Consider the following 22,166-nt stretch of genomic DNA (forward strand, 5'->3'; position numbering starts at 1 on the left):
GACCGGGTCGCCTCAAGACCCCGTCCGCGAAGTTCACCTGCCCGACGGGCGCGGTTCCCTGCCCCGACACCGGTCTGCCGCACGCTCCGCGGCCTCCGAGAACTGGTGTCGAGACGCTGCATCCGCGCGGGCCTCTGCGCCGGAAGAGGGGGTGTCAACAGCCCGAGCGCCCGGTCCCGACCGGGCCGACCACCGGAGGACACCATGCACCGCACCGCACGACGCAGCGCCGCGCTCGCGGGCGCAGCCACCCTCGTCGCACTAGGAGCCGTCGCGCTCCCCGCCCACGCCGCCACCGCCGACGGCGCCTCCCTGTCCGTCCTGCACGGCGTGCCCGACACCCCCGTCGACGTCTGGGTGAACGACGAGCTCACGCTCGACGACTTCCAGCCGGGCGACCTCGCCGGCCCGCTCGACCTCCCGGCCGGGTCGTACAGCGTCGCGATCACCGCTCCGGACGCGACCGACACGAGCTCGCCGGTCATCGGCCCGGTCGACCTCGACCTCGCCGCCGGGACGAGCTACACGGCCGTCGCGCACCTCGACGCGGGTGGCGAGCCGACCGCAACCCTCTTCACCAACTCGACCGAGCCGACGGCGGCCGGCCAGGGCCGCCTGACCGTCCGCCACGTCGCGGCGGCGCCCGCGGTCGACGTGCTCGCGGGCGGCACCGCCGTCGTCACCGGGCTCGAGAACCCGAAGGAGGCGGTGCTCGACCTGCCGGCCGGCACGGTGTCGGCGTCGATCGCCGCCGCCGGAACGACCGACCCGGTGCTCGGGCCGGCCGACCTCACGGTCGCCGAGGGCGTCAACACGATCGCCTACGCGTGGGGCAGCCTCGAGGCGGGCAACCTCGCGCTGGCCACGCAGACGGTCGAAGGGCTGCACTCGTCACCGTCCGGCGTGCCCGCGGGCCTCTCCGGCCTCGCGGCCGAGGGCCCGAGCAGCACCGCCACGGGCGTCGCGATCGCGTTCGGTGCGTCCCTGTTCGGGCTGCTGCTCGTCGCGGCGGTCGTCATGCTCGCGCGCGCGTGGCGTGAGCAGCACGCGCACGCCACGCACCCCGTCCGGAGCGACCGGGACGCATGACCCAGCGCACGATCCCCGGTCTCGCGCACCCCACCCGGGGTGCGCGGGCCGGGCTCCGGACCCTCCTGGGGGCGGTGCTCGTCACCGCAGCGGTCGTCGGCGGATGCTCCCCGCCGTCCGCCGACGAGCCGGCCGACGGGCTCCTCGGACCGACGGCCGACACCCCGCCCGTCCCGGTCCCCCGCCGGGACGGGGCGGGGACCGCAGGAGGGACCTCGGGCCCCGCGCAGGACGTTCCCGTGCGACCGGCCCGGGACATGCCCGCCCCCGCGCCGCCCGCGCCGACGCGCGTCGTCGTCGCAGACCTCGACGTCGACCTCCCCGTCGAGCCGGCGGGCGTCGACCCCGAGGGGCGGATGGCCCTGCCGGGCAGCGGGGACGTCGCCGCGTGGTACCGGTTCGGCCCGGCGCCCGCGAGCCCCGCCGGCACGACGGTCGTCGCGGCCCACGTGGACGACCCCGACGGCGTCGGTCCCTTCGCCCGGCTCGCGGAGATCACGACGGGAGCGCGCGTCGACGTCGTCGACGCGACGGGCGCCTCGTACACCTACACAGTGACGGACGTGCGCAGCGTCCCGAAGCCCGACGTCCCGCTCGACGAGCTCTTCGACCGCACGGGCGAACGCCGCCTGGTACTCGTGACGTGCGGGGGCGCGTGGGACCGCGACCGGCGCTCGTACTCGGACAACGTCGTCGTGACCGCGACGCCCGCCCGGTGACGCCACTCGCCGGCCGGCGCTCGCGGAGCGCCCCGCGAGCGTGCGACGACCCCGGCGCTACGATCGCTGCTATCCGCTCGCCGCTGCCGCCCGTGCGGTCGGCGCCGACCCTCGAGGACCCGCCCTGAACGTGACCGAGACCGGGACGCCCGACCCGGACCTGTGGCGCCTCGGCCGCGCGTTCGCGGACGGCGACGAGAGCGCACTCGCGGAGGCCTACCGGCGGTGGTCCGCGCTCGTGCACACGATGGCCCTGCGGTCGCTCGGCACGCGAGCGGACGCCGAGGACGTGACGCAGCAGGTGTTCGTCGCGGCCTGGCGCGGCCGGTCGCGGTTCGACCCCGACCGCGCGCGGCTGCCCGCGTGGCTCGTCGGGATCACGCGGCACACCGTCGCCGACGCGCACGAGGCCCGCGCCCGGGTGCGCCGGTCCGAGCAGGCGGCCGCCACGGATCCCCGGCCCGCCGTGGACGAGGACGCCGACGTCGGACGCGTCGCCGACCGCGTGCTCCTCTCCGACGAGCTGCGGCGGCTCGGCGATCCCGGCCGGACGATCCTCGAGCTCGCGTTCTTCCGCGACCTGACGCACGTGCAGATCGCCGAGGAGCTCGGCCTCCCGCTGGGTACGGTCAAGAGCCACGTACGACGAAGCCTGATCCGGCTGCGCGACCGATTGGAGGTGGACGGTGCAGCACATCGATGACGAGACCCTCGCGCTCCTCGCGCTCGGCGAGGACGTGCTCGACGACGACGCGCGCGCGCACCTCGCCTCCTGCGCGGAGTGCGCCGACGCCGCCGCCCGGCTCGCGCGCGTGGCCGACGCGTTCGACGGCGCCGACGCGCCCGACGAGCTCGTCGAGCCGTCCCCGGCCGTGTGGTCCGCGATCCGTGCCGAGCTCGACCTGCCGGCGGCGAGCACGGACCTCGACCAGCCCGCCGTCGGCACCCCGTCCCGGGCCGGCGGGCCGGACGGCGAGCGCGCGGGGGCCGTCGTCGTGCCGCTCGCACCGCGTCGCCGACGGGTCTGGGTGCCGGTCGCGGCGGCGTCGGCCGCGCTCCTCGTCGGTGTCGCGGGCGGTGTGCTGTGGGAGCGGCGCGAGGCCGAGCCGCCGGAGACGACGGTGGCCAGCGCGACGCTCGACCCGCTGCCCGACTGGGAGGGCGCGAGCGGTGACGCGCGGGTCGAGGAGCGGCCGGACGGGCGGCGACAGGTCGTCGTGACGGTCGACGCCCCGGTGCCCGAGGGCACCTACCGCGAGGTGTGGCTCCTCGCCGAGGACCTCAGCGGCCTCGTGAGCCTCGGCGTGCTCGACGGCGCGGAGGGCCGGTTCGACCTGCCCGACGGCCTGGACCTCGCGCAGTTCCCCGTGGTCGACGTCTCCGAGGAGCACTTCGACGGCGACCCCGCGCACTCGGGCGACTCCGTCGTCCGGGGTCCGCTCGACGTCTAGGTCACGTCTCCTAATGACCGCCGGGGACAGGATGTGCCTGTGGAGCAGCACCCTGTTGACCTGGATGTCGTTGCGGACCGGTTGCAGTCGGTGGTCGAGGAGTGGAGACGCGAGGTCGATGTCGGCCCGTTGACCTGGCGCGACTAAGAGGTTGGCTGGCCGAGGCCGATCACGCCCGATCGGGCGAGTGTTCGGACTCCCGAATCGTTGGGGCTGATCGTCCGGAAGCGCAACGTCGACGACGTGCTGGAGATCGTCGTCTATGCGGGCGGCTGGGCCGACGTCGAGTCCCTGGTCGGCTTTGAGGTCCACACCGCCTGCCACGAGTTCCAGGACGAGGACGGTGCGTACTCGGTCGTGGTCTCGGGAGTCGCGGACTTCCTGGCCTAGGACGTGTGCAGCCGGTGATGATTGCCGAGAGGACGGCGCCTGCGCGGTATACGACGGCGTGCTTGTCATAGCGGGTGGCCAGGCCACGCCACTGCTTGAGCAGGTTGAAGGACCGCTCGACGACGTTTCGCCGCTTGTAGGTCTCTCGGTCGAGCTTTGGCGGACGCCCACCGCTGGCGCCACGACGCTTCCGGCTCGCCTGCTGGTCGGACGGTTCGGGGATCACGACCCTGATCCCACGCCGGCGCAGCATCGCCCGGTTGCCGCGCGAGGAGTATGCCCTGTCTCCGAGCACGGCGTCTGGCGTCGTCATCGGCTGGCCCATTCCGAGCCGGGGCACACATATGTCGGCCGGCACGACCTCCAACGCTCGTCCGTCGTGCGACTGGCCTGGCGTGACGACGACGGCGAGCGGCCGGCCCCGACCGTCGACAGCGTGACGGATCTTGCTCGTCAGCCCACCACGAGACCGGCCGATTCCGTGACCCGCAGGTTCACTGTTGACGGTCGAGGCGCCGTGGTTCTTGTGATTCGACCTCGCCCCCTGTGTCCTGCTCCGGGCGGGTCGTGTTCGTCGCGTGCTGGTGGGCACGGTTGATCGTCGAGTCCACCGACACCGTCCAGTCGATCTGGCATGCGGCATCCGCCTCGGCCATCAACTTCGCAAGGATGCGATCCCAGGTGCCATCGTCGGCGAACTTTTTGTGCCGCTTCCACACCGTCTGCCATGGCCGAACACCTCGCGGGGCAAGTCCCGCCAGGGGATCCCGGTCCGGTAACGGTATGCGATGCCCTCGACCACGGTGCGGTGATCACCGGACGGGTGATCGACCTTGCCAGCATTCGACGGCAGCAACGGCTCGATCCGCTCCCACTGCTCGTCCGTCAGGACCTGGAACCGACTCACGCCCGCGAGTCTGCATCCAGCCTCGCCTTCGAGTTGGGAGACACGCGCTAGACGCCCACCGTCGAGGTCCACGCCGAGCGGTCGCGGAGCGTCGTCAAGATCAACGCCGGGAGTGGGAGCCGATCATTCGCCCGTGCGCAGCTCAGCGCGACGCAGGACCGCGCGAGCCGCCTCAAGGGCGTCGGAGCCGGCTGCTGTCACCCCATCAGCATGCGGCAGAGTCGAACAGGCGTTCCCCTGAGCGAGGTGCCGGAGATCGATGGGAACACTGGCGTTCTGCATCGTGGACGGTGTCTGTCACGCGGCAAGCAGCGCGAGGGCGCAGGCCCGCGTCTGCGGGCCTGCGCCGGACATTAGCGGGGTAGCGGCGTTACCGCGATCCCAATCCACTTGTAGCCGTCTTGGTCGGGGGTGGCCTCGTAGGTGAGGTGCACGCGCAGTCCCTCACGCATGTCCTCGGGGTGAAGCTCACCGCGGAGCATCGTGTAGTGGATCCAGACATCGCGCTCGTCGTTGTCTGTTCGTGCCACTCCGAGGGAGTCGCCGGGGCTCCAGTCGATCACCGTGGCCTGGTCGTCCATGTGAACCTTCTCGGTCGTGGTCACTTCGTGAGGTTGACTGTCTTGCAGATGTACAGATTCGCAGGCAGGGTCTTGCCGCCGCTGCGGATGGTGAAGTCGAACTGATCGTCGATCCGGAACGAGGCGGGAACCGAGCTCATCGAGAACGTCCCGTGGAACAGGTAGGTCTTCGCCACGCTGAGGTGCTGGGCGTTCTTGCCGAGGGCGACACCGTTGCGCCAACCTCGGGCACCGTCCTCGCGCACGTTGGAGTTGATGATCCCACGCAGGCCGGCGCTGAGCTTGATGGCCCAGTTGACCTTCTTGTTAGGGCAGTTGTTCTGGATGTTGAGGGTGTTGTTGGAGTCGACGAAGTCCTTGTCGGCCTTGCACCTGATCGACGAGACCGCGGCCGTCTTCATCGCGGTGACGAAACCCCCGCCTCCCTGGGGAGCGCCTGCGTCGCGCAGTGCCGCCCCGACCGTGGCGTTGAGCGCGAGCTGACTCTCGGCCTCACCGGCGGGCAGGACCTGCCCGATGGCGTCAGTGTCGAGCGTGGACTCGAGGTCGCTCGCCACCTCGTGCTGCTCACGCTCGGTCAGGTCGCTGACGTCGACGACAAGAGTGCTCTGGTCTCCGGGCCCCTCTCCGACGTCGATCACCAGGACCTCGGCCTGAGAACGAGGACTGAAGGCGTGCGGACGTCAGGGTGCCCGTCAGGTCGCAGGTGAAGGATGTGGAGGCGAGGCTGGTGGTCACCTCGAAGGCCGGACCGTCCCCGTCGTCGGCGGGGCGTGCGGCGATGTGAACCCATGGGGACCTGCCGTTTGACGGACCGGCCGAGCGGGCACGCTCGTTCACACCGCGTCTAGCCGGTCGCGGCCCGCGCCCAGATCTCACACCCGCGCGTACTCCGCGAACGTCACCCCGGAGCGGAACGTCTGCGTGCTCGTCGACCGCCAGGAGACGGGCGCGTAGCCGTGCTCGCCGAACAGCGGGATCCCGGCCCCGAGCATCACCGGGTTGATCTTCAGCGCGAGCCGGTCGATCTCGTCGACGAGCACCGCGGCGAGCGCGCCCCCGCCGCACAGCCAGATGCCCTTGCCGTCCTCCCGCTTGAGCTCTCGGACCACCGCTACCGGGTCGGCGTCCGTGAAGCGCACCCCCTCGCTCCCCTGCGGCGCCTCGTGCGTCCGGGTGAAGACGACCTGGTGCAGGTGGCGGTAGGGGTTCGGCAGGTGGTGGTCGGGGAGCCCGACGGCGTAGGTGTTCCACCCCATGAGGACCGTGTCGAAGGGGCCGCCGTCGACGGAGAACCCGACCGCCTGCGCCAGCTCGGTCGGCGCCGTCCCGCGGTACCGCTCCCAGATCGGCTCCATGTGGTCACCCTCGGCGAGGAACGCGTCGAACTCGCCGCCCGGACCCGCGATGTACCCGTCGAGGCTGACGGCGACGTAGTAGGTCAGTTCTCGCATCATCTCTCCAACTACTACAGGTGAAGTGGTCAATGTCAGACTACAACAGGTGCAGTGGTTGCGATACCGTCGGCGCATGGCGAAGAACTCCACACGGCGGAGCGCCCTGGCGGACGCGGGCATCGCCGTGCTCGCGCGCGAGGGGTCGCGCGGCCTGACGCATCGCGCGGTCGACGACGAGGCGGGCGTCCCGACGGGCACGACGTCGAACTACTTCAGGAGCCGTGACGCCCTCGTCGCGGGGCTCTTCGAGCGCATCGGCGAACGCCTCGCGCCCACACCGGACGACCTGGAGCGACGCGCCGCCCAGGAGCCGGATCGTGCGCTCTTCGCGGACTACCTCCGCGACATCGTGCGCCGGCTGTCGGCGGACGCCGACGTCACGCGAGCCCTGTTCGAGCTGCGGCTCGAGTCCGGCCGTCGTCCCGAGCTCGCCGCCCTGCTCGGGCCGTGGCTGCGCGCGGGGTTCGAGGCCGACGTCGAGTTCAACCGGTCCGCCGGCCTGCCCGGAGGGCCGCGCGAGATCGCCCTGTTCCACTACGCCGTCGACGGGCTCCTGCTCGATCGGCTGACCACGCCGGTCGACCCCGACGTCGCGACCGACGACGTCATCGACGCGCTCGTGGCAGGGCTGCTCCCGGAGCGTTGATCCGCCGCGCCCCCGGGGCGACGCCAGCCCTCACGCGCGGCGACCGTCGAGGCGGTCGAGCCATCCCCGCACCGGCCCGGCGGACGCGAGTCCCGAGTCTCCCCCGGCGAGCTCGTCCGGGACGCGCGCGAGCGCGTGGCGCGCTCGCCGCGCGAGGCCCCGGTCCCCAAGCCGGACGGCGGTCTCCGCGACGAGCGCCCACCGCAGCTCGCGCAGGTGGTCGGCAGGCGGTTCCGGGGTCGCGCGGGCCAGGTCGGCGGCGGTCTCGCGGTCACCCGCGTCGAGAGCGACGAGCGGATCGACCCACGGCGCGTACTGGCCGGCGTCGCCGAGCCCGTCGAGGGGGCGCCCGTGCCGCAGACGGACCGTGAGCAGCGCGAGCGGGAGCAGCCCGTCGCGCACGCCCGGCATGCGCACGCCGGCCAGCAGGTCGTCGGCGGCCCGGTACGCGCGTGCCGCGGCATCGGGCGGCGCGGTCTCGGCGTCGCGCATCGCCCGGTACCAGGCCGTGAGCATGGGGACCACGGGCGACTCGTACTCCGCGGCCACGCCCTCGGCGGCGGCGGCATGGTCGTCGGCGTCGCCGAACCGCCCGGCCCCGGCGGCCACCTGCATCCGGACGAGGTGCCCGAGGATCGCGAACGTCGGCAGGTCGTGAGCCTCCGCCAGCGCGACGAGCTCCGCGCCGGTCCGGTCCCGCTCGGCGCCCGCGCCCGGCCGCTGGAACGACTGGAGGAACCGGGCGTTGAGCGCCAGCGCGAGCGTGCCCGGGTCGCCGACGTCGCGCGCGATCCCCACGGCGTCCTCCGCCGCGGCCCAGGCCCACGCGTCGCGCGTCCCCCGGTGCTCGATCCCGACGACGGCGAGCAGCCGCGCCCGCAGGACCGGCGCCGCGTCGGGGCCGAGGCGGCGCAGCGTGCGCCGCGCGACGCCGACGAGCGCGTCGGCCGCCTCGGGGTCGTCGCTCCGCGTCCAGACGGCGGGGACGTCGTACGCCGTGACCGTGCGCGCGGTGAGCACCGGGTCGCCCGTCGCCTCGGCCGCGAGCGCCGCGGCGACCCGCTGCTGCTGCGCGGTCGCGAGGTGGTCTCCCCCGGCGATCGCGAGCGTGCGTGCGACGTCGACCGTGGACCGCAGGTGCGTGCGGGAGGTCGGGGCCGTGACCGCGAGGCGGGGGCCCGGCGTCGGGCCGTCGAGCGACGGCGCCTGGTCGAGGAGGTCGCGCTCCAGGCGGACGAGCTCAGGCCCCGGGTCGAGGCCGAGCTCGTCGGCGAGCCGACGGCGCGCGCGGCGCACGACGTCGAGCGCTTCCGCCTGGCGGCCCTCGCGGTACAGCGCGAGCGCGAGCAGCGCCCACGCGCGCTCGCGCCACGGGTGGGCGGCGGCGTGCGGGTCGAGCGCGGCGACCGCCTCCCCCGGGCGCCCGTCCGCGAGCAGCGCCTCCGCGAGCAGCTCGACCGCGCGCGCGTGCACCTCCACGAGGTGTCGTCGCTCGGTCCGGACCCACTCCCGGTCCGGCAGGTCGCCGTAGGGCTCTTCTCGCCACACCGCGACGGTGTCCGCGAGCGCACGCGTCGTGCCCGACGGCGTGTCCCCGGCATCGTCGAGCGCGGTCGCCCGGGCGACGGCCGCCTCCAGGCGCGCCGCGTCGAGCGCGCCGTCCGGGAGCCGCAGCGCGTAGCCACCGTGCTCGGTGACGAGCACGCGCGGCCGGGTGCGCGGGGGTCGCTCGGGCTCCAGCCGTCGGCGCAGGTCGCCGGCGAACGTCGCGAGCGCGCCGCGCCGGTCGCGGGCGTCGCGTTCCGCGTCGGCGTCCCACAGGTCCGCCGCGAGCCGCTCGAACGACACCGGGCGACCGCGTGCCGCCGCCAGCCGCGCCAGGAGCTCGCGCTGACGCGGCCCGCCCGGGTCGACCTCCGCGCCGTCGCGCAGCAGCCGGACGGGCCCGAGCACCTCGACGCGCAGCTCCACCACCCCGCCATTCTCGCTGCGCCGTGACACGGCGACGAATGCGGTGGCGCGTGCGCGCGACGCGGCGGCACGCGGCACTGATCGGACGCTGATCCGCCGATCGGAGGATGGCCACGAGCCGGGCGGGCACGACCCGTCCCGGCGCTGTCACCACCCGAGAGAGGACACCCCATGCACATCCCCGGCTTCGAGACCCGCACCGTCGAGGTCGCGCCCGGCGTCGCGCTGCGCGCCGAGACCGCGGGCGAGGGCACGCCCGTCGTCCTGCTGCACGGCTTCCCCCAGACCCGTCACATGTGGCGCCACGTCGCGGCCGACCTCGCGCGCGACCACCGCGTCGTCGTGCCCGACCTGCGCGGCTACGGCGACAGCGCCAAGCCGGTCGCGACCACGCCCGACGTCTACGCCAAGCGCACGATGGGTGCCGACGTCGTCGCGCTCGCCGACGCGCTGGACGTCGACCGGTTCGTCCTCGCGGGCCACGACCGGGGCGCGCTCGTCGCGTTCCGCGCCGCGCTCGACCACCCGGACCGCGTGAGCCACCTGGGCATCCTCGACGTGGTGCCCACGCTCGACACGTGGGGAGTGCTCCACGGCGTGGATGCCGCGGTCGCGTTCCACCTGTACCTCATGGCGCAGCCCCCGGGCCTGCCCGAGGTGATGATCCGCAGCAGCGCCGACGCGTTCTTCGGGTCCTTCCTCGACGCGTGGACCCAGGACCCCGCCTCGATCCCCGCCGACGTCCGCGCGCACTACCTCGCGGCGAGCCGGGACGCCGTCGACTCGATCGTCGCGGACTACCGCGCGACGGCGACCGTCGACATCGAGCACGACCAGGCATCGCTCGACGCCGGCGACCGGCTCGCCATGCCCGTGACCGTGGTGCAGCAGGACTGGGGCGCGCAGCTCGGGTACGACGCCGCGGGCGTCTGGCGCCGCTGGGCACCCGACCTCGAGCACCTCACGACGACAGCCGGGCACTTCATGGCCGAGGAGGCGCCCGCCGACGTCGCGGCGGTTGTCCGGGCGCTCGCTCGGCGCTGACCGCCCGGCCACGCGGTCCGCTCGGCAGAGGCTCGGCGGGATCAGCCGAGCGCTCAGCGGTACCAGTCCTCGTCGATCGTCGCGAGGCGCGACGGGTGGGCCTGGGGGCCGAGGCCGTAGAAGCGCTGGAAGCTCATGAGGAGCGGGCGCCACCGGTCGGGGTCGACGCGGTGCGCGGTCCCCGGCATGCGGACGCTCTCGTGGACGTGCACCCGGGTCACGCGGACCTCGAACGCGACGAGCGACCCGGCGCGCGCGGCGTCGTCGCGACCGAGCGGATGGGCGTGCACGAGCCGCGCCTCGACCGCGACGGGGCACTGCGCGACGCGCGGCGGCGCCACCGTGTCCGACGCCACGGGCGTCAGCCCGGCGCGGGCGAACTTGTCCGGCTCGTAGCGGTAGCCCACGGACGCCTTGCGGTCCGGGACCGGGTCGCGCCCGGTCGTCAGGGCGAGGCGGTCGACGGCGTCGACCTCGGCCGTCGAGGGCAGGTTCACCACCACCTCGCGCGTCGCGAGGAGGTTGAGCGCCGTCTGCGACCGCGCGCCCAGGCCGAGCACCGCCGTCCGGCCGAGCCAGAACACCGACGACATCGGGGCGAGGTTCGCGTGGCCGTCCGCGTCGACCGTGCTGAGCAGCGCGACGGGGGTGCCGAAGTACAGGATCCCCGGGTCGATGACGACGTGCGACGGGGCAGGGCGGGTCGAGGTGGTGGTCATGGACCCAGCCTCGTCGCGCGCGGGCGGGGCGTCTGGCGGCCGTCGGACGTCGCATCCGCGGAGCCGATGACGGCTACGACAGCAGCGCGGCGACCCGGTCGACGCGGTCGGCGTCGGGCCGCGTGCCCTCCTCGACGACCTGCCGGGCGAGGTCGCGCAGGCGGACGTTGCGGTCGTTCGACACGCGCTTGAGGACCGCGAACGCCTGCTCGGGGGCGACCCCGAACGCGGCGGCCACGACGCCCTTCGCCTGCTCGATCGGCCGCCGGCTGTCGGCCGCGGCGGCGATGTCGCGCTGCGCCTGGAGCCCGGCCTGCGTCCGGACGGGTCGCGTCACGTCGACGAAGTACCCGAGCAGCTCGACGACCTGCCCCGTGTCGCGGTCGCGCCGGCCCTGGCCGACGAGGACGAGGACGCGCTCGCGGCCGCGCGCGTCCATGATGCGGTGCAGGCTCGAGAAGGGCGCGCCGTCGCGACGAGCGCGCTCCAGCACGTCCCGGACGCTGTCCCGGTCGTCGGGGTGCTTGTGGGCCAGCACGAGCGACGTCGTCGGCACGACGTCGCCCGGCTCGAAGCCGTGCAGGCGGTACGTCTCGGCCGACCACCACCAGGTGTCGGTCGCCAGGTCGACCCGATACTGCCCCAGCGTCGTGTCGTCGCCGAGGGACAGCGGGTGCAGGGTTGCGTGGTCCTCCACGGACATGGGTCGTCTCCGTCGTCGTTCTGCGGGTCGTGAGCCAGGTCCAGACTCGACTCCCGGACTCTAGTCCGGCGGCGGGGTTCTGCAACCCGACGCCTGCGCCCCTGTGACGACGCAGGTCGCGTCGCCGAGCGAGCGCACGAGGTGGTGAAAAACTGGACCGCGGTGCACGAGGACCGGACGGAGGCGGACGTGGGCGCGTCGGAGCTGCTGACACTCCTGGCCCGCGCGCTCGCGGACGTCGACGACGCCCAGTCGACGCCCGCACGCATGTGTCAGGCGTGCGCCACGGTGCTCGGCGCCGAGAGCGTCGCGCTCACCGTCGCCGCGACGGCGGACGACCGACTCACGGTCGCCACGTCCGACGGCGTCGCCGCCCGCATCGAGGACCTCGAGGAGACGCTCGGCGAGGGTCCGGCCCAGCTCGCGCTGGCCGAGGACCGCGTCGTGGTCAGCGAGGTCGACGGGAACCGCGACGTGAGCGCGTTCCCCGTGTTCGCCGGCGTCGCCGCGACGATCAGCGGGCCCGCGACGTACCACGCCGTCCCCATGCACGCGGGAGGCCAGGTCGTGGGGGTGCTCAGTCTCCTCACCGCCTCGGCCCGGCTCGCGCGCGAGCCGGACGACGTGCAGCTCCTGGCGGACATCGTCGGGCTCGCGCTGCTGGCCGACCTGGACTCGCTCGACTGGTCGATGCGCGCCGAGGTGCACCAGGCGACGGGGATGGTCACGGCCCAGCTCCGCGTGGCCCCGCGCGACGCGCTCGCCGTGCTCCGGGCGCACGCCTTCGCCCGGTCGACGACGCTCGAGGACGTCGCCGAGGAGGTGGTCGGACGGCGGCTGAGCTTCACCTACGACGAGAGCAACGCCGTGCAGACCCAGAGGACCGAGGAACCGTGACGCCCCGGACGCGCCTTCCCGGACGGGCCGCGGCAGGCGGACGGCCGTAGGCTCGACGGCGTCCCGTCCGCCCGCCGAGGGAGCCACCGTGCGCGCGACCGTCATCCACGCCCCGTACGACGTCCGCGTCGAGCAGCGCGACGACCCGCGCCTGCTCGCGCCCACCGACGCGATCGTGCGCGTCGAGGCGGCGTGCGTGTGCGGGTCGGACCTGTGGACGTACCGCGGCGTCAACCGGATCGAGCACCCCGTCGCGATGGGCCACGAGTACGTCGGCACCGTCGAGGAGGTGGGCGACGACGTCCGGACCGTGCGCCCCGGGCAGCTCGTCGTCGGGTCGTTCTTCGCGTCCGACAACACGTGCCCGATCTGCCGCGCCGGCTACCAGACGTCGTGCGTCCACCGCGAGCCCGTGCGCGGCGCCCAGGCCGAGCTGCTCCGCGTCCCGCTCGCCGACGGGACGCTCGTCGCGACGCCCGAACGTCCCGACGACGACCTCCTGCCCGGGTTGCTCACCGCGTCCGACGTCCTGGGCACCGGCTGGTTCGGCGCCCGCGAGGCGCAGGCGGGGCCGGGTCGGACGATCGTGGTGGTGGGCGACGGCGCCGTCGGCCTGCTGGCGGTCCTCGCCGCCGCGCAGCTCGATGCCGAGCAGGTCGTCGCCATGAGCCGGCACGCGCCCCGCCAGGAGCTCGCCCGGGCGTTCGGCGCGACCGAGGTCGTCGCGGAGCGCGGCGACGAGGGCGTGGCGCGCGTCCTGGACCTCACCGACGGGCTCGGCGCGCACGGCGTGGTCGAGGCCGTCGGCACGCCGGAGTCCGTGGCCCAGGCGCTCGGATCGGTGCGTCCCGGCGGGCACGTCGGCGTCGTCGGGCTGCCGCACGGGGTGGAGCTCCCCGTCGTCGACATGTTCTACCGCCACGTGCACTGGTCGGGCGGCCCGGCGCCGGTCCGGCAGTACCTGCCCGAGCTGATGGACCTCGTCCTCGACCGACGCATCGACCCCGCGCGCGTGTTCGACCTCGAGCTCTCCCTCGACGACGCCGCCGAGGGGTACGCCGCGATGGACGAGCGCCGCGCGATCAAGGCGCTGCTGCGCCCCTGAGCACGGGATTCGTCGCCGGGACCCGTGCTGCGGGACCATGACCGGCGGGGCGACGGGGTCATGCAGCGGCTCCACGGTCGCTTCCCTGGCCGCAAGGAGCAGCAGTGAACGGTTCGGCCGGCAACGCCGTCCTCTCGACGTGGGTGGCCTCGCCCGGCGCGGTCGCCGCCGGCGAGTTCCGCTACTACCCCGGCACGGACACCTGGTGGTGGTCGGACGCGCTCGTCGAGCTGTTCGGCTACGCCCCGGGTGAGGTCGTGCCGACGACGGAGCTCCTCCTGTGGCACCACCGCGCGACGGGCAAGGACCGCGAGACGACGCTCGCCGCGATCGCGCTCGCCGCGTCCGGCGAGGCCCCCGTCCAGGTGCAGGTCATGCAGGACGCGCGCGGGAGCGAGCGCGCCGTCGTCGTGCTCGTGGACGTCGCGTGGAGCGACCCGACGGGCGTCCCCGTCGCCCGGGGCGTCGTGCTCGACGTGACGAGCGTGGTCGGCGTGGGCGCGCGCGCCCGGGCGAACGAGCAGATCGGCCTGTGGGCGCAGTCCCGCGCCGCGATCGAGCAGGCGAAGGGCATCGTGGCGCTCGCGTACCGCGTGACCCCCGACGCTGCCTTCGCAGCGCTGCGGCGCTCGTCGAGCCTCGCCAACGTCAAGGTGCGCGAGCTCGCGGAGGCGATCGTCGCGGTCGCGCAGGACCTGCCGACGGGCGCGGACCCGCGCCCGGTGCTCGACCGTGTGCTCGGGGGCGGCGCGGACCAGGCCGCCTGAACGGCCTGCGCGCCGCCGCAGGGGCACGGCCGCGTCAGTCGAGCCAGGACGGGTCGTCGACGAGCTCCTGGAGCTCGTTCACGAGGCGCGCGGTGTGGAACCCGTCCGCCGCCGCGTGGTGCACCTGGACCGCGAGCGGGAGGAACGTCCGCCCGTCCCGCTCGACGTACCGCCCGAGCGTGACGATCGGCGCGAGGTGCCGCCAGCCGTCGCGGATCGCGAGCGTGAAGCCCGTGAACGACGCCCAGGGCAGGCTCGACACGTCGAAGGCGTTCGGCGGTGGCGCGCCCTGCGGGAAGAACGTCGTGGCGGTCCGGTGCTCGGCGAGCAGTGCCGACGCCGCGGCGTGGAACGCGGCGAAGTCCGCGTCGTACGGCGTCCACACGGCCGAGAACGTCTCTCGCTCCGGGTTGAGCACGGTGAACGACGGGTGCACCACCGGCCAGACCGCCGGGGCGCCCGCGTCGTCGAGGCACAGGCGGAACTCCTCGTGCCGGTTCACGACGGTCGCGAGCGCCCAGACCTGTGCGACGTAGGTCTTGCGGGACGACCCGGCCAGCGCGGCCGCGAGCGCCGTCACGTCCAGCTCGACGGTCATCGCGTACGTGCACGGCGACGCGTGGAGGAAGTGCTCGAAGTGCTCGCGGCGCGGCCAGGTCTCGAGGTCGATCGGTACGGGGTGTTCCACCCCGCGAGCCTGTCAGCACGACGCGCCTCCGGCACGGGCTTTTCGGCGCGGCAGGCGCACCGACGCCGCGCCTCCCCGTGCACGACGACGCCCGGCCCCGCACCGTGGGTGCGGGACCGGACGGACCGAGGGGCCGTGCGTCGTCGTCAGCGCGCGTCCGTGGACCGACGGCGACGCGACGCGAGGACGAGACCCGTGCCGGCGAGGACGATGAACGCCCCTGCGGCGAGGATGCTCGCGTCCGCGCCCGTCGTCGCGAGCGCGTCACGCTGCGCCGCGGCCTGCTCGACCTCGGCGACCGGCTGCGCGTCCGTCAGACCGAGGTTCGCCGGGTCGGACGACGAGGCCGCGGTCGTCACGACGTTGCCGGCTGCGTCGGCGTAGACCGGAGCCGTGGGCTCGACCGGCGCCGTCGGGTCGACCGGGTCGGTGGGGTCCGTCGGGTCCGTCGGGTCCGTCGGGTCGACCGGGTCCGTCGGGGCGGTCGGGTCCGTCGGGTCCGTCGGGTCCGTCGGGTCGACCGGAGCCTCCGGCTCGTCCGCGAGGGTGACGCCGATCCAGTCCCAGGCGGTCGACGGGCTGTCCAGCTCGCCGAGGCCGATGAACCAGTGCTGGAAGGTCGCCTCGCTCCACGTCCCGTCCTCGGCCGTGACGCCGTGGTTGTTGTGGTCCCACCCGGTGTAGAAGTGCGGGCTGCCCTGCTGGGTGCCCTGGGCGGAGCCCCAGAGCTGGAACTGCGGCAGGTCCGCGACGCTCGTCCCGGCAGGGACCCGGACGAAGACCTTCTGGCCCGGCGTCACGCTGTCGACGACGCGGCCCTGCGCGTCCACGAGGACGACCCCGGCCGGCATCGGCGCGCCGCCTGCCGTGCGGAGCTCGACGTGGACGTCACCCGTGCCGCCGACGAGCGACGCGGTGAAGCCGTAGTCGGTCGAGCCGTCGGCCCGGCGCACGTAGCCGTCGGAGACGAACCCCGGCTGGGGCATGACGACGTTCGTGGTGAGCGCCTCCTCGATGAGCCACGCCGCCGTCTGCAGCGTCGCCATCCGGTCGCTGTTGTAGGCCGTGGCCCAGTTGCGGGTGTTGTCGTAGCCGTCCCAGTTCCCGTCCTCCGGGTACGGCATGGCCTCGAACTGCTGCAGCGCCTTCTGCGACAGCGTCACGTGGTCGTTCGCGTCCACGTCGAAGAGCAGGCCCATGACGTCGTGGCCGGTGGAGAAGTACCACACGGCGAACTGCGTCGCCTCGTAGGCGGTGTAGTCCAGCGCGCGGTCGAGGTACTGGTCCTCCCACATCTGCCGGACCTGCTCCTGGGTGTAGCTGCCCTGGTCGATGCTGCCCTGGTACCAGCCGAGGAACGTCTCCCAGTCCGTGGTCGGCGTCACGGTGACCCCGGCCCGGTCGAAGAGCCGCTGCGCGTCCGCCGCGCGGGCGGTCATGTCGTTGCCGCCCTTGTACCCGTTGACCAGGATGGTCTGCTGGGCCGACGTGTTCTCCCAGTGGATCCCGTCGGGGTCGGGCGCGACCGACTCGTCGCCGGACCACGCGTGGTACCAGTACCCGGCGATGTCCCGGTCGTAGACCATGTGCACCGTGCCGTCGTCGTCCACGAGCGTGTGGTGCAGGATGTGCAGCTGCGGCGTCCCGCCCCAGCCGGACCAGTCCTTGCCCGACCCGCCCTCAGCAGGGTCGAGGAAGTACCAGTAGTCGCAGCCGAAGCCGTCCTGCCCGCCGTCGTGCCAGTGCGGCTCGTACTCGGCGTCGGGGTAGGCGGCCTGCGTCGCGCCGAGCAGGCCGGCGGTGGCCGCCGTGGCCAGGGTGGTCGCGACGTCCATGCCCGCGGGAGCGTCGGTCGACGTCTCCGCCCCCGTGCTTGCGTCCTCGGCCCCAGCCGGGTCGTCCGCGACGTCCTCGGGCTGCTCCGCCACGACGTCGTCGGTCGCGGTCTCGCCGGCGCTCTCCGCGGCAGGTTCGTCGGTCACGTCGCCGGTCTCGGGAGCAGGCGTGGTGGGCGTCGGCGCCACCTCGGCGGCCGGGTCCTCCGCCGCGGGGGCGACGATCGGGTCGGCAGGCGCCGGGGTCTCGTCCGGCGTCGGCGCGACGGGCGCCTCGGGGGCCGGGGCAGCCTCGGTGGTCGCCTCGGTGGCTGCGCCCTCGGCGGGAGACTCGGTGGCGGTGGCCTCCGGGGCGGTCGCCTCGGGGGCCGGGGCCTCGCCGTCGTTCGCGAACGCGGCCAGCGGAGCCCCCAGCACGAGGGCGGCGGAGACGGCGGTCGTGGTGGCGGTGCGAAGAACCTTCATGGTGGAGCTCCTCTGGCTGTCGTGGCGGGTGTTTCCCGATGACTCCACGTTCCGCCCGGGGGGCACCCCTCCGGCACGCCCGAACGAAGGCGACGACTACCTCCGAAAGTCGACTCCTACGACGTCCTCGGCGGGCCCGGTCGCCCCGCCGTGGCTAGCCTGAGCGGCGTGGGGGTCCAGGTCTCGCGGGCCGACGTCCTCGTCGCGGTGTCCAGCGGGGCCGCCGGGGCGCTCCTCGTCGTGCTGCGCGCGTCGTCCGGGCTGGGATGGGCGTCGGCGGGCGCGGAGGTCGCCGCCCAGCTCGCCGCGTCGTCCCTGCTCCTCGTGCGGCGGCGGTACCCCCTCGCCGTCCTGGGCGCGTGCGTCGTCCTGTCGTTCGTCTCCCCGGCCGTCGCGACCCTCGCGGCGCTCTACGCCGTGGGGACCGAGGTCCGGTCCGCCCGCGCCAGCGGGGCCGCGGTGCTCGGCGTCGTCGCCGCGACGTGGCCGGCATGGCGTGCGACGGCCGAGCCGTCGGGACCGACGACCCTCTGGGTCGCGACGCTCATGACCCTGTTCGCGTACGTCGCGGGACGCGCCGAGCGCGCTCGTGCCGAGGCGGACCGCCGGGCCGCGGCGAGCGCCGAGGAGGCGGCACGGGCCGCCGAGCGAGCCCGGCTCGCCCGCGAGCTGCACGACATCGTCTCCCACCGGGTGAGCTACGCCGTCGTCGAGGCGGAGGTGCTCGCGACCACGACCGAGGACACCGACGTCCGTCGTCTCGCGGACGAGATCGGCGCGAGCGGCCGCGCGGCGCTCGCCGAGATGCGGCAGGTCCTCACGGCGCTCGCGGCGGACGCACCGGAGCCCGCACGGGGGGCGGACGGGGCGACGGACGCGACCGGCGCCCCTGGTCCGGCCGCGATCGAGGCGCTCGTCACCGAGGCACGTACCGCCGGCCAGCCCGTCCGGGTCCACGCCTCCGCGCCGCCGTCGAACCCGCCGGACCTCGTGGACCGGACGGTGGCCCGCGTGGTCGGGGAGGGCCTGACGAACGCCGTGCGGCACGCCCCGGGCGCCGACACCACCGTGGAGGTGGCACCGGTCGAGGGCGGCGTCCGCGTCACGGTCGACAACGGCCCGCCCACCCGCCCAGCGACCGGCCTCACGACCGGCGGCTTCGGGCTCACCGGGCTGCGCGAGCGGGTCGAGCTCCTGGGCGGCACCCTGGAGTCCGGACCCACGCCGCCGGGCGGCTACCGGCTGCGGGCGACGCTCCCGAGGAGGACGCCATGATCCGCGTGGTGGTCGTGGACGACGAGGCGCTGCTGCGCGCCGGCGTGGTCCGGCTCATCGGGACGGCGCCGGACCTCGAGGTCGTCGGTGAGGGCGGCGACGGAGCCCGCGCGGTCGAGCTCGTCCGCGAGCTCGCCCCGGACGCCCTCCTGCTCGACATGCAGATGCCCGTCATGGACGGGCTGGACGCGCTCGTGGCGGTCCGGCGCGAGCACCCCGAGACCGCGGTCGTCGTGCTGACGAGCTTCCTCAGCGACGAGTACGTGCTGCCCGCCCTGCGAGCCGGCGCCGTCGGCTACCTGCTCAAGGACTCCACGCCGGAAGAGCTGCACCACGGCATCCGCGCGGCCGTCGCCGGGGACGCGATCCTCTCCCCCGCCGTCGCGCGGCACCTGCTCGCCGCCGCGGGCGACGACGTGCCCGCCCGGCGCGCCGCCGCGCGTCAGCGGCTCGACGCGCTCGCGCCGCAGGAGCGGGAGGTGGTGGGGGCGCTCGCGGACGGGCTCTCCAACGCCGAGATCGCCCGGCGTCTGTACCTCGCGGAGTCGACGGTCAAGGCCTACCTGGCGCACGCCATGACGAAGCTGGGCACCGTGAACCGCACGCAGACCGCGATCCTCGCGCACGAGGCGGGCCTCGGCGCACGGTGACCGCGCGTCGCGACGACTCGTCACGAGGAGTCGTCCGTGTGCGAGCGGCGGCCCCCGGCGGGAGCATCGCTGACGTGGGACGTCGCGCGCGCACCGCCCGGGCCGAGGCTCTGCTGGGCCTCGTGCTCGCGGTCGCGCTCGGGACGACCACGGGGTGCACCGTGAGCCGGCAGGACCCCGGGCAGGCGACCGCCGCCGTGGCCGACGCGCTGGCGCAGGCCGGGTCGGCGGTCGAGACGACGCGGCTCACCGTGCGGCTGCTCGACGCCGACCGCGTCACCACGCCGGTCGCGGACGCCGCCGTGCTCGACCAGGTGCGCGTGCTCGAGGAGTCCACCACGGCGCTCACGACGCTCGTCCCACCCGACGACGTCTCGTCCGCGCAGCGCGACGCCGGTCTCGTGGCCGTCGCGGACGCGACGCGCGAGGTCGTCGCGGCGCGCGCCTGGGTCGCGCGCGAGGCGGGCGGCGACCTCTCGGAGGCGGGCGCCGTCCCGCTGACCGCGTCCGAGCTCGAGGCCGACCTCGCGCGTGCCGCCGACGACGTGGACACCGCGCTGGCGCTGGCGGGTGGCGCGTGAAGCGGCTCCTCGGCGTCGCGCTCGGCATCCTCACGGCGATCGGCGGGTTCGTCGACATCGGCGACCTGGTGACCAACGCCGTCGTCGGGTCGCGGTTCGGGCTGTCGCTCGTGTGGGTCGTGGTCGTCGGCGTGGTCGGCATCTGCCTGTTCGCGTCGATGTCCGGCCGCGTCGCGGCGGTGAGCGGACGCGCGACGTTCGAGATCATCCGCGAGCGCCTCGGTCCGCGCGCCGCGGGCGCGAACCTCGCGGCGTCGTTCGCGATCAACCTGCTCACGCTCACGGCCGAGGTGGGAGGCATCGCGCTCGCGCTGCACCTCGCGAGCAGCGTCGAGCCGCGGCTGTGGATCCCCGTGGCGGCGATCGCCGTCTGGCTCGTGCTGTGGCGCGTGAAGTTCCAGGTCATGGAGAACGTCGCGGGCCTGCTCGGGCTGCTGCTCGTGGGGTTCGGGGTCGCGCTCTTCCTGCTCGGCCCGGACTGGGGCGAGCTGCTGCGCCAGGCGGTACCCCCGTCTCCCCCGGCGACGGAGCATGTCGCGACGTACTGGTACTACGCCGTCGCCCTGTTCGGCGCCGCGATGACGCCGTACGAGGTGTTCTTCTTCTCCTCGGGCGCCGTCGAGGAGGGGTGGACAGCGAAGGACCTCGCGCAGAACCGGGTCAACGTGCTCGTCGGGTTCCCGCTCGGCGGGCTGCTGTCCGTCGCGATCGCCGCGTGCGCGGCGGTGGTGCTCCTGCCGGCCGGCATCGAGGTGTCGTCGTTGTCTCAGATCGTGCTGCCGGTGGCCGAGGCGGGCGGGACGCTCCTGCTCGCGCTCGTCATCGTCGGGATCGTCGCCGCGACGTTCGGCGCCGCGCTCGAGACCGCGCTGTCGAGCGGGTACACCCTGGCGCAGTACCTCGGCTGGTCGTGGGGAAAGTTCCGCCGCCCGGCGCGCGCCGCGCGCTTCCACGTGACGATGGTCGTCGCGCTGCTGCTCGCCGTCGCGATCCTCATGACGAGCGTCGACCCGGTGGCGGTCACCGAGATGTCCGTCGTGTTCTCGGCCGTCGCGCTGCCCCTCACGTACGTGCCGATCCTCCTCGTGGCGAACGACCCGGAGTACATGGGCGAGCACGTCAACGGGCGCGCGACCAACGCGCTGGGCATGGTGTACCTGGTGATCGTGGTCGCCGCGGCCGTCGCGGCGATCCCCCTGATGATCGCGACGGGAGCGGGGTCATGAGCCGGGAAGCCTCCGTGCCGACCGGGGTGCGCGTCGTGGACGCGCGCCTGCACCTGCTCAGCCGCCAGGTGCTCGACGTCGGCGGCGAGCCGATCACGACCGTCGACGACCTCGAGCTCGTCGCCGCGGGCGGCGCGGACGGCACCGCCCGGGACGACGGGCCGCGCGACGCGGTGCCCGGCGAGCCGGCGGAGGTCGGCGCGCTCCTCACCGGCCCGGTGCTCCTCACGCGACTCCTCGGCGGCCGGCCGCCCGCGTCGCGCTGGGAGCGCGTGCCGTGGTCCGACGTCGGGCACGTGGGGACGGCGATCGAGCTCACCGTCCGCGCGGACTCGCTCGACCTGCACTGGACCGAGGACTGGCTGCGCGAGCACGTCGTCGGGCGCATCCCCGGCGGCCGGCACGACCCCGAGGAGGGGTCGTGATCCTCGGCGACCTGCTCGACGCGCGCGTCCTCGGGCCCGGCGGCGAGAACCTCGGCTTCCTCGTGGACGTCCGGCTCGCGCTCGACACGCTGCCCGACGGCGGCCCCTCCGACCGCGACGGGCGGCACCGCCCCGGCGGGGCGGCGGACGAGGCCGACCCCGACGACGCCCACCCCGACGACCGTGCGCTGAGCCAGGGCGTCCGCCGCCGCGACCGGGTCGGGCGGGCGCGCGTCGTCGGCGTCCTCGTGAGCCCGCGCACGGGCGCGTCGTTCCTGGGGTACGAGCGGACGGACGTCACGGCGCCGTGGCCGGTCCCGCAGCTCGTCCGCCGCCGCCACCGCGGGACGTTCCTCGTGCCGTGGGACGACGTCGCCGTCGTCGCGCAGGGCGAGGTGCGCCTCGCCGCGGGGTACCGGCGCGAGGACGCGGCCCTGCCCTGACCCGCGCCGCCGCTCGGCGCGTTGCGAGCGGGGCGCGGCCCCGTGACGCTGGACGGGACGGTGAAGCCACCCGCCGTCGGCCGTCCGGACGGAGGCAGGAGAACCCCGCCGCCTCGCCCGGCGACACGGGAG

26 protein-coding genes and 1 pseudogene are annotated in these 22,166 nt (G+C 74.6%); 16 read left to right on the forward strand and 11 right to left on the reverse strand.

Annotation, left to right across the window (positions count from 1 at the left end):
• Positions 1 to 204: 204 nt before the first annotated feature.
• From AC6CH9_RS10270 to AC6CH9_RS10290, 5 genes are all read left to right on the forward strand, one after another.
• Positions 205 to 1,089, forward strand: a complete 885-nt coding sequence (locus AC6CH9_RS10270) for a DUF4397 domain-containing protein (protein WP_498154794.1) — start codon at positions 205 to 207, stop codon at positions 1,087 to 1,089.
• Positions 1,086 to 1,808 carry a class F sortase gene (locus AC6CH9_RS10275; RefSeq protein ID WP_498154795.1) on the forward strand — a complete coding sequence of 241 codons (723 nt, stop codon included), beginning with the start codon at positions 1,086 to 1,088 and terminating at the stop codon, positions 1,806 to 1,808. Before AC6CH9_RS10270 ends, AC6CH9_RS10275 begins: the two co-directional genes overlap by 4 nt.
• A gap of 130 nt (positions 1,809 to 1,938) precedes the next feature.
• Positions 1,939 to 2,511 (forward strand): RNA polymerase sigma factor, encoded by a 573-nt coding sequence (locus tag AC6CH9_RS10280; protein ID WP_277514315.1) that lies wholly within the window; start codon positions 1,939 to 1,941, stop codon positions 2,509 to 2,511.
• Complete coding sequence (locus AC6CH9_RS10285) at positions 2,495 to 3,259, forward strand: anti-sigma factor domain-containing protein (protein WP_498154796.1); 765 nt, start codon at positions 2,495 to 2,497, stop codon at positions 3,257 to 3,259. The genes AC6CH9_RS10280 and AC6CH9_RS10285 overlap by 17 nt, the downstream gene beginning before the upstream one ends.
• 243 nt (positions 3,260 to 3,502) lie before the next feature.
• Positions 3,503 to 3,649, forward strand: a complete 147-nt coding sequence (locus AC6CH9_RS10290; protein ID WP_498154958.1) for a hypothetical protein — start codon at positions 3,503 to 3,505, stop codon at positions 3,647 to 3,649.
• A gap of 58 nt (positions 3,650 to 3,707) precedes the next feature.
• Here the strand turns inward: AC6CH9_RS10290 and AC6CH9_RS10295 are convergent.
• The 6 genes and pseudogenes from AC6CH9_RS10295 to AC6CH9_RS10320 all read right to left on the reverse strand — a co-directional run.
• A pseudogene (locus AC6CH9_RS10295) lies at positions 3,708 to 4,130 on the reverse strand (IS5 family transposase); the annotation flags it as partial.
• Between the two features lie 13 nt (positions 4,131 to 4,143).
• On the reverse strand, positions 4,144 to 4,305 hold the full coding sequence (locus tag AC6CH9_RS10300; protein WP_498154959.1) for a hypothetical protein: 162 nt from the start codon (positions 4,303 to 4,305) through the stop codon (positions 4,144 to 4,146).
• Entirely contained in the window at positions 4,305 to 4,628 is a 324-nt protein-coding gene (locus AC6CH9_RS10305; protein ID WP_498154797.1) for a transposase, read from the reverse strand. The genes AC6CH9_RS10300 and AC6CH9_RS10305 overlap by 1 nt, the downstream gene beginning before the upstream one ends.
• Before the next feature lie 281 nt (positions 4,629 to 4,909).
• Positions 4,910 to 5,161 carry a hypothetical protein gene (locus AC6CH9_RS10310; protein ID WP_498154798.1) on the reverse strand — a complete coding sequence of 84 codons (252 nt, stop codon included), beginning with the start codon at positions 5,159 to 5,161 and terminating at the stop codon, positions 4,910 to 4,912.
• A complete protein-coding gene (locus tag AC6CH9_RS10315; RefSeq protein ID WP_498154799.1) occupies positions 5,158 to 5,778 on the reverse strand; it encodes a hypothetical protein in 621 nt (206 codons plus the stop codon). The genes AC6CH9_RS10310 and AC6CH9_RS10315 overlap by 4 nt, the downstream gene beginning before the upstream one ends.
• Positions 5,779 to 6,012: 234 nt before the next feature.
• Positions 6,013 to 6,591: a dihydrofolate reductase family protein gene (locus AC6CH9_RS10320; protein ID WP_498154800.1), complete on the reverse strand. Its 579-nt coding sequence runs from the start codon at positions 6,589 to 6,591 to the stop codon at positions 6,013 to 6,015.
• A gap of 76 nt (positions 6,592 to 6,667) precedes the next feature.
• Here AC6CH9_RS10320 and AC6CH9_RS10325 point away from each other — a divergent pair, with 76 nt between their 5' ends.
• Positions 6,668 to 7,240: a TetR/AcrR family transcriptional regulator gene (locus tag AC6CH9_RS10325; protein WP_498154801.1), complete on the forward strand. Its 573-nt coding sequence runs from the start codon at positions 6,668 to 6,670 to the stop codon at positions 7,238 to 7,240.
• Positions 7,241 to 7,270: 30 nt separating this feature from the next.
• Here the strand turns inward: AC6CH9_RS10325 and AC6CH9_RS10330 are convergent, their stop codons facing one another.
• Complete coding sequence (locus AC6CH9_RS10330; RefSeq protein WP_498154802.1) at positions 7,271 to 9,214, reverse strand: AfsR/SARP family transcriptional regulator; 1,944 nt, start codon at positions 9,212 to 9,214, stop codon at positions 7,271 to 7,273.
• A 168-nt stretch (positions 9,215 to 9,382) separates the two neighbouring features.
• Between AC6CH9_RS10330 and AC6CH9_RS10335 the strand changes: the two genes are divergently transcribed.
• Complete coding sequence (locus AC6CH9_RS10335; protein WP_498154803.1) at positions 9,383 to 10,255, forward strand: alpha/beta fold hydrolase; 873 nt, start codon at positions 9,383 to 9,385, stop codon at positions 10,253 to 10,255.
• 53 nt (positions 10,256 to 10,308) lie between these two features.
• On the opposite strand, the gene AC6CH9_RS10340 is transcribed toward AC6CH9_RS10335, so the two are convergent.
• Both AC6CH9_RS10340 and AC6CH9_RS10345 read right to left on the reverse strand, forming a co-directional pair.
• Positions 10,309 to 10,974 (reverse strand): flavin reductase family protein, encoded by a 666-nt coding sequence (locus AC6CH9_RS10340; protein WP_498154804.1) that lies wholly within the window; start codon positions 10,972 to 10,974, stop codon positions 10,309 to 10,311.
• A gap of 73 nt (positions 10,975 to 11,047) precedes the next feature.
• The gene (locus AC6CH9_RS10345; RefSeq protein WP_498154805.1) at positions 11,048 to 11,677 is read right to left on the reverse strand and encodes a PAS and ANTAR domain-containing protein; all 630 of its coding nucleotides are present in this window, start codon (positions 11,675 to 11,677) and stop codon (positions 11,048 to 11,050) included.
• Between the two features lie 141 nt (positions 11,678 to 11,818).
• On the opposite strand from AC6CH9_RS10345, the gene AC6CH9_RS10350 reads away from it, so the two are divergent.
• The 3 genes from AC6CH9_RS10350 to AC6CH9_RS10360 all read left to right on the forward strand — a co-directional run bounded on the left by AC6CH9_RS10350 (position 11,819) and on the right by AC6CH9_RS10360 (position 14,446).
• Positions 11,819 to 12,574 carry an ANTAR domain-containing protein gene (locus AC6CH9_RS10350; RefSeq protein WP_498154806.1) on the forward strand — a complete coding sequence of 252 codons (756 nt, stop codon included), beginning with the start codon at positions 11,819 to 11,821 and terminating at the stop codon, positions 12,572 to 12,574.
• Between the two features lie 88 nt (positions 12,575 to 12,662).
• The gene (locus tag AC6CH9_RS10355; protein WP_498154807.1) at positions 12,663 to 13,679 is read left to right on the forward strand and encodes a zinc-dependent alcohol dehydrogenase family protein; all 1,017 of its coding nucleotides are present in this window, start codon (positions 12,663 to 12,665) and stop codon (positions 13,677 to 13,679) included.
• A 104-nt stretch (positions 13,680 to 13,783) separates the two neighbouring features.
• Positions 13,784 to 14,446: an ANTAR domain-containing protein gene (locus tag AC6CH9_RS10360; protein ID WP_498154808.1), complete on the forward strand. Its 663-nt coding sequence runs from the start codon at positions 13,784 to 13,786 to the stop codon at positions 14,444 to 14,446.
• Positions 14,447 to 14,480: 34 nt separating this feature from the next.
• Here the strand turns inward: AC6CH9_RS10360 and catA are convergent, their stop codons facing one another.
• Positions 14,481 to 15,134 carry a type A chloramphenicol O-acetyltransferase gene (gene catA, locus AC6CH9_RS10365; RefSeq protein ID WP_498154809.1) on the reverse strand — a complete coding sequence of 218 codons (654 nt, stop codon included), beginning with the start codon at positions 15,132 to 15,134 and terminating at the stop codon, positions 14,481 to 14,483.
• A gap of 146 nt (positions 15,135 to 15,280) precedes the next feature.
• Positions 15,281 to 17,434: a hypothetical protein gene (locus AC6CH9_RS10370; RefSeq protein ID WP_498154810.1), complete on the reverse strand. Its 2,154-nt coding sequence runs from the start codon at positions 17,432 to 17,434 to the stop codon at positions 15,281 to 15,283.
• A gap of 168 nt (positions 17,435 to 17,602) precedes the next feature.
• On the opposite strand from AC6CH9_RS10370, the gene AC6CH9_RS10375 reads away from it, so the two are divergent.
• From AC6CH9_RS10375 to AC6CH9_RS10400, 6 genes are all read left to right on the forward strand, one after another.
• A complete protein-coding gene (locus tag AC6CH9_RS10375) occupies positions 17,603 to 18,709 on the forward strand; it encodes a sensor histidine kinase (protein ID WP_498154811.1) in 1,107 nt (368 codons plus the stop codon).
• Positions 18,706 to 19,359 carry a response regulator gene (locus AC6CH9_RS10380; protein WP_047230933.1) on the forward strand — a complete coding sequence of 218 codons (654 nt, stop codon included), beginning with the start codon at positions 18,706 to 18,708 and terminating at the stop codon, positions 19,357 to 19,359. The genes AC6CH9_RS10375 and AC6CH9_RS10380 overlap by 4 nt, the downstream gene beginning before the upstream one ends.
• Before the next feature lie 74 nt (positions 19,360 to 19,433).
• Positions 19,434 to 19,940: a hypothetical protein gene (locus AC6CH9_RS10385; RefSeq protein ID WP_498154812.1), complete on the forward strand. Its 507-nt coding sequence runs from the start codon at positions 19,434 to 19,436 to the stop codon at positions 19,938 to 19,940.
• The gene (locus tag AC6CH9_RS10390; protein WP_472862718.1) at positions 19,937 to 21,166 is read left to right on the forward strand and encodes an NRAMP family divalent metal transporter; all 1,230 of its coding nucleotides are present in this window, start codon (positions 19,937 to 19,939) and stop codon (positions 21,164 to 21,166) included. Before AC6CH9_RS10385 ends, AC6CH9_RS10390 begins: the two co-directional genes overlap by 4 nt.
• Entirely contained in the window at positions 21,163 to 21,591 is a 429-nt protein-coding gene (locus tag AC6CH9_RS10395) for a hypothetical protein (RefSeq protein ID WP_498154813.1), read from the forward strand. The genes AC6CH9_RS10390 and AC6CH9_RS10395 overlap by 4 nt, the downstream gene beginning before the upstream one ends.
• Positions 21,588 to 22,034: a PDZ domain-containing protein gene (locus AC6CH9_RS10400; protein ID WP_498154814.1), complete on the forward strand. Its 447-nt coding sequence runs from the start codon at positions 21,588 to 21,590 to the stop codon at positions 22,032 to 22,034. Before AC6CH9_RS10395 ends, AC6CH9_RS10400 begins: the two co-directional genes overlap by 4 nt.
• Positions 22,035 to 22,166: the final 132 nt, after the last annotated feature.

This window comes from Cellulosimicrobium sp. GQ32 (assembly GCF_059758455.1).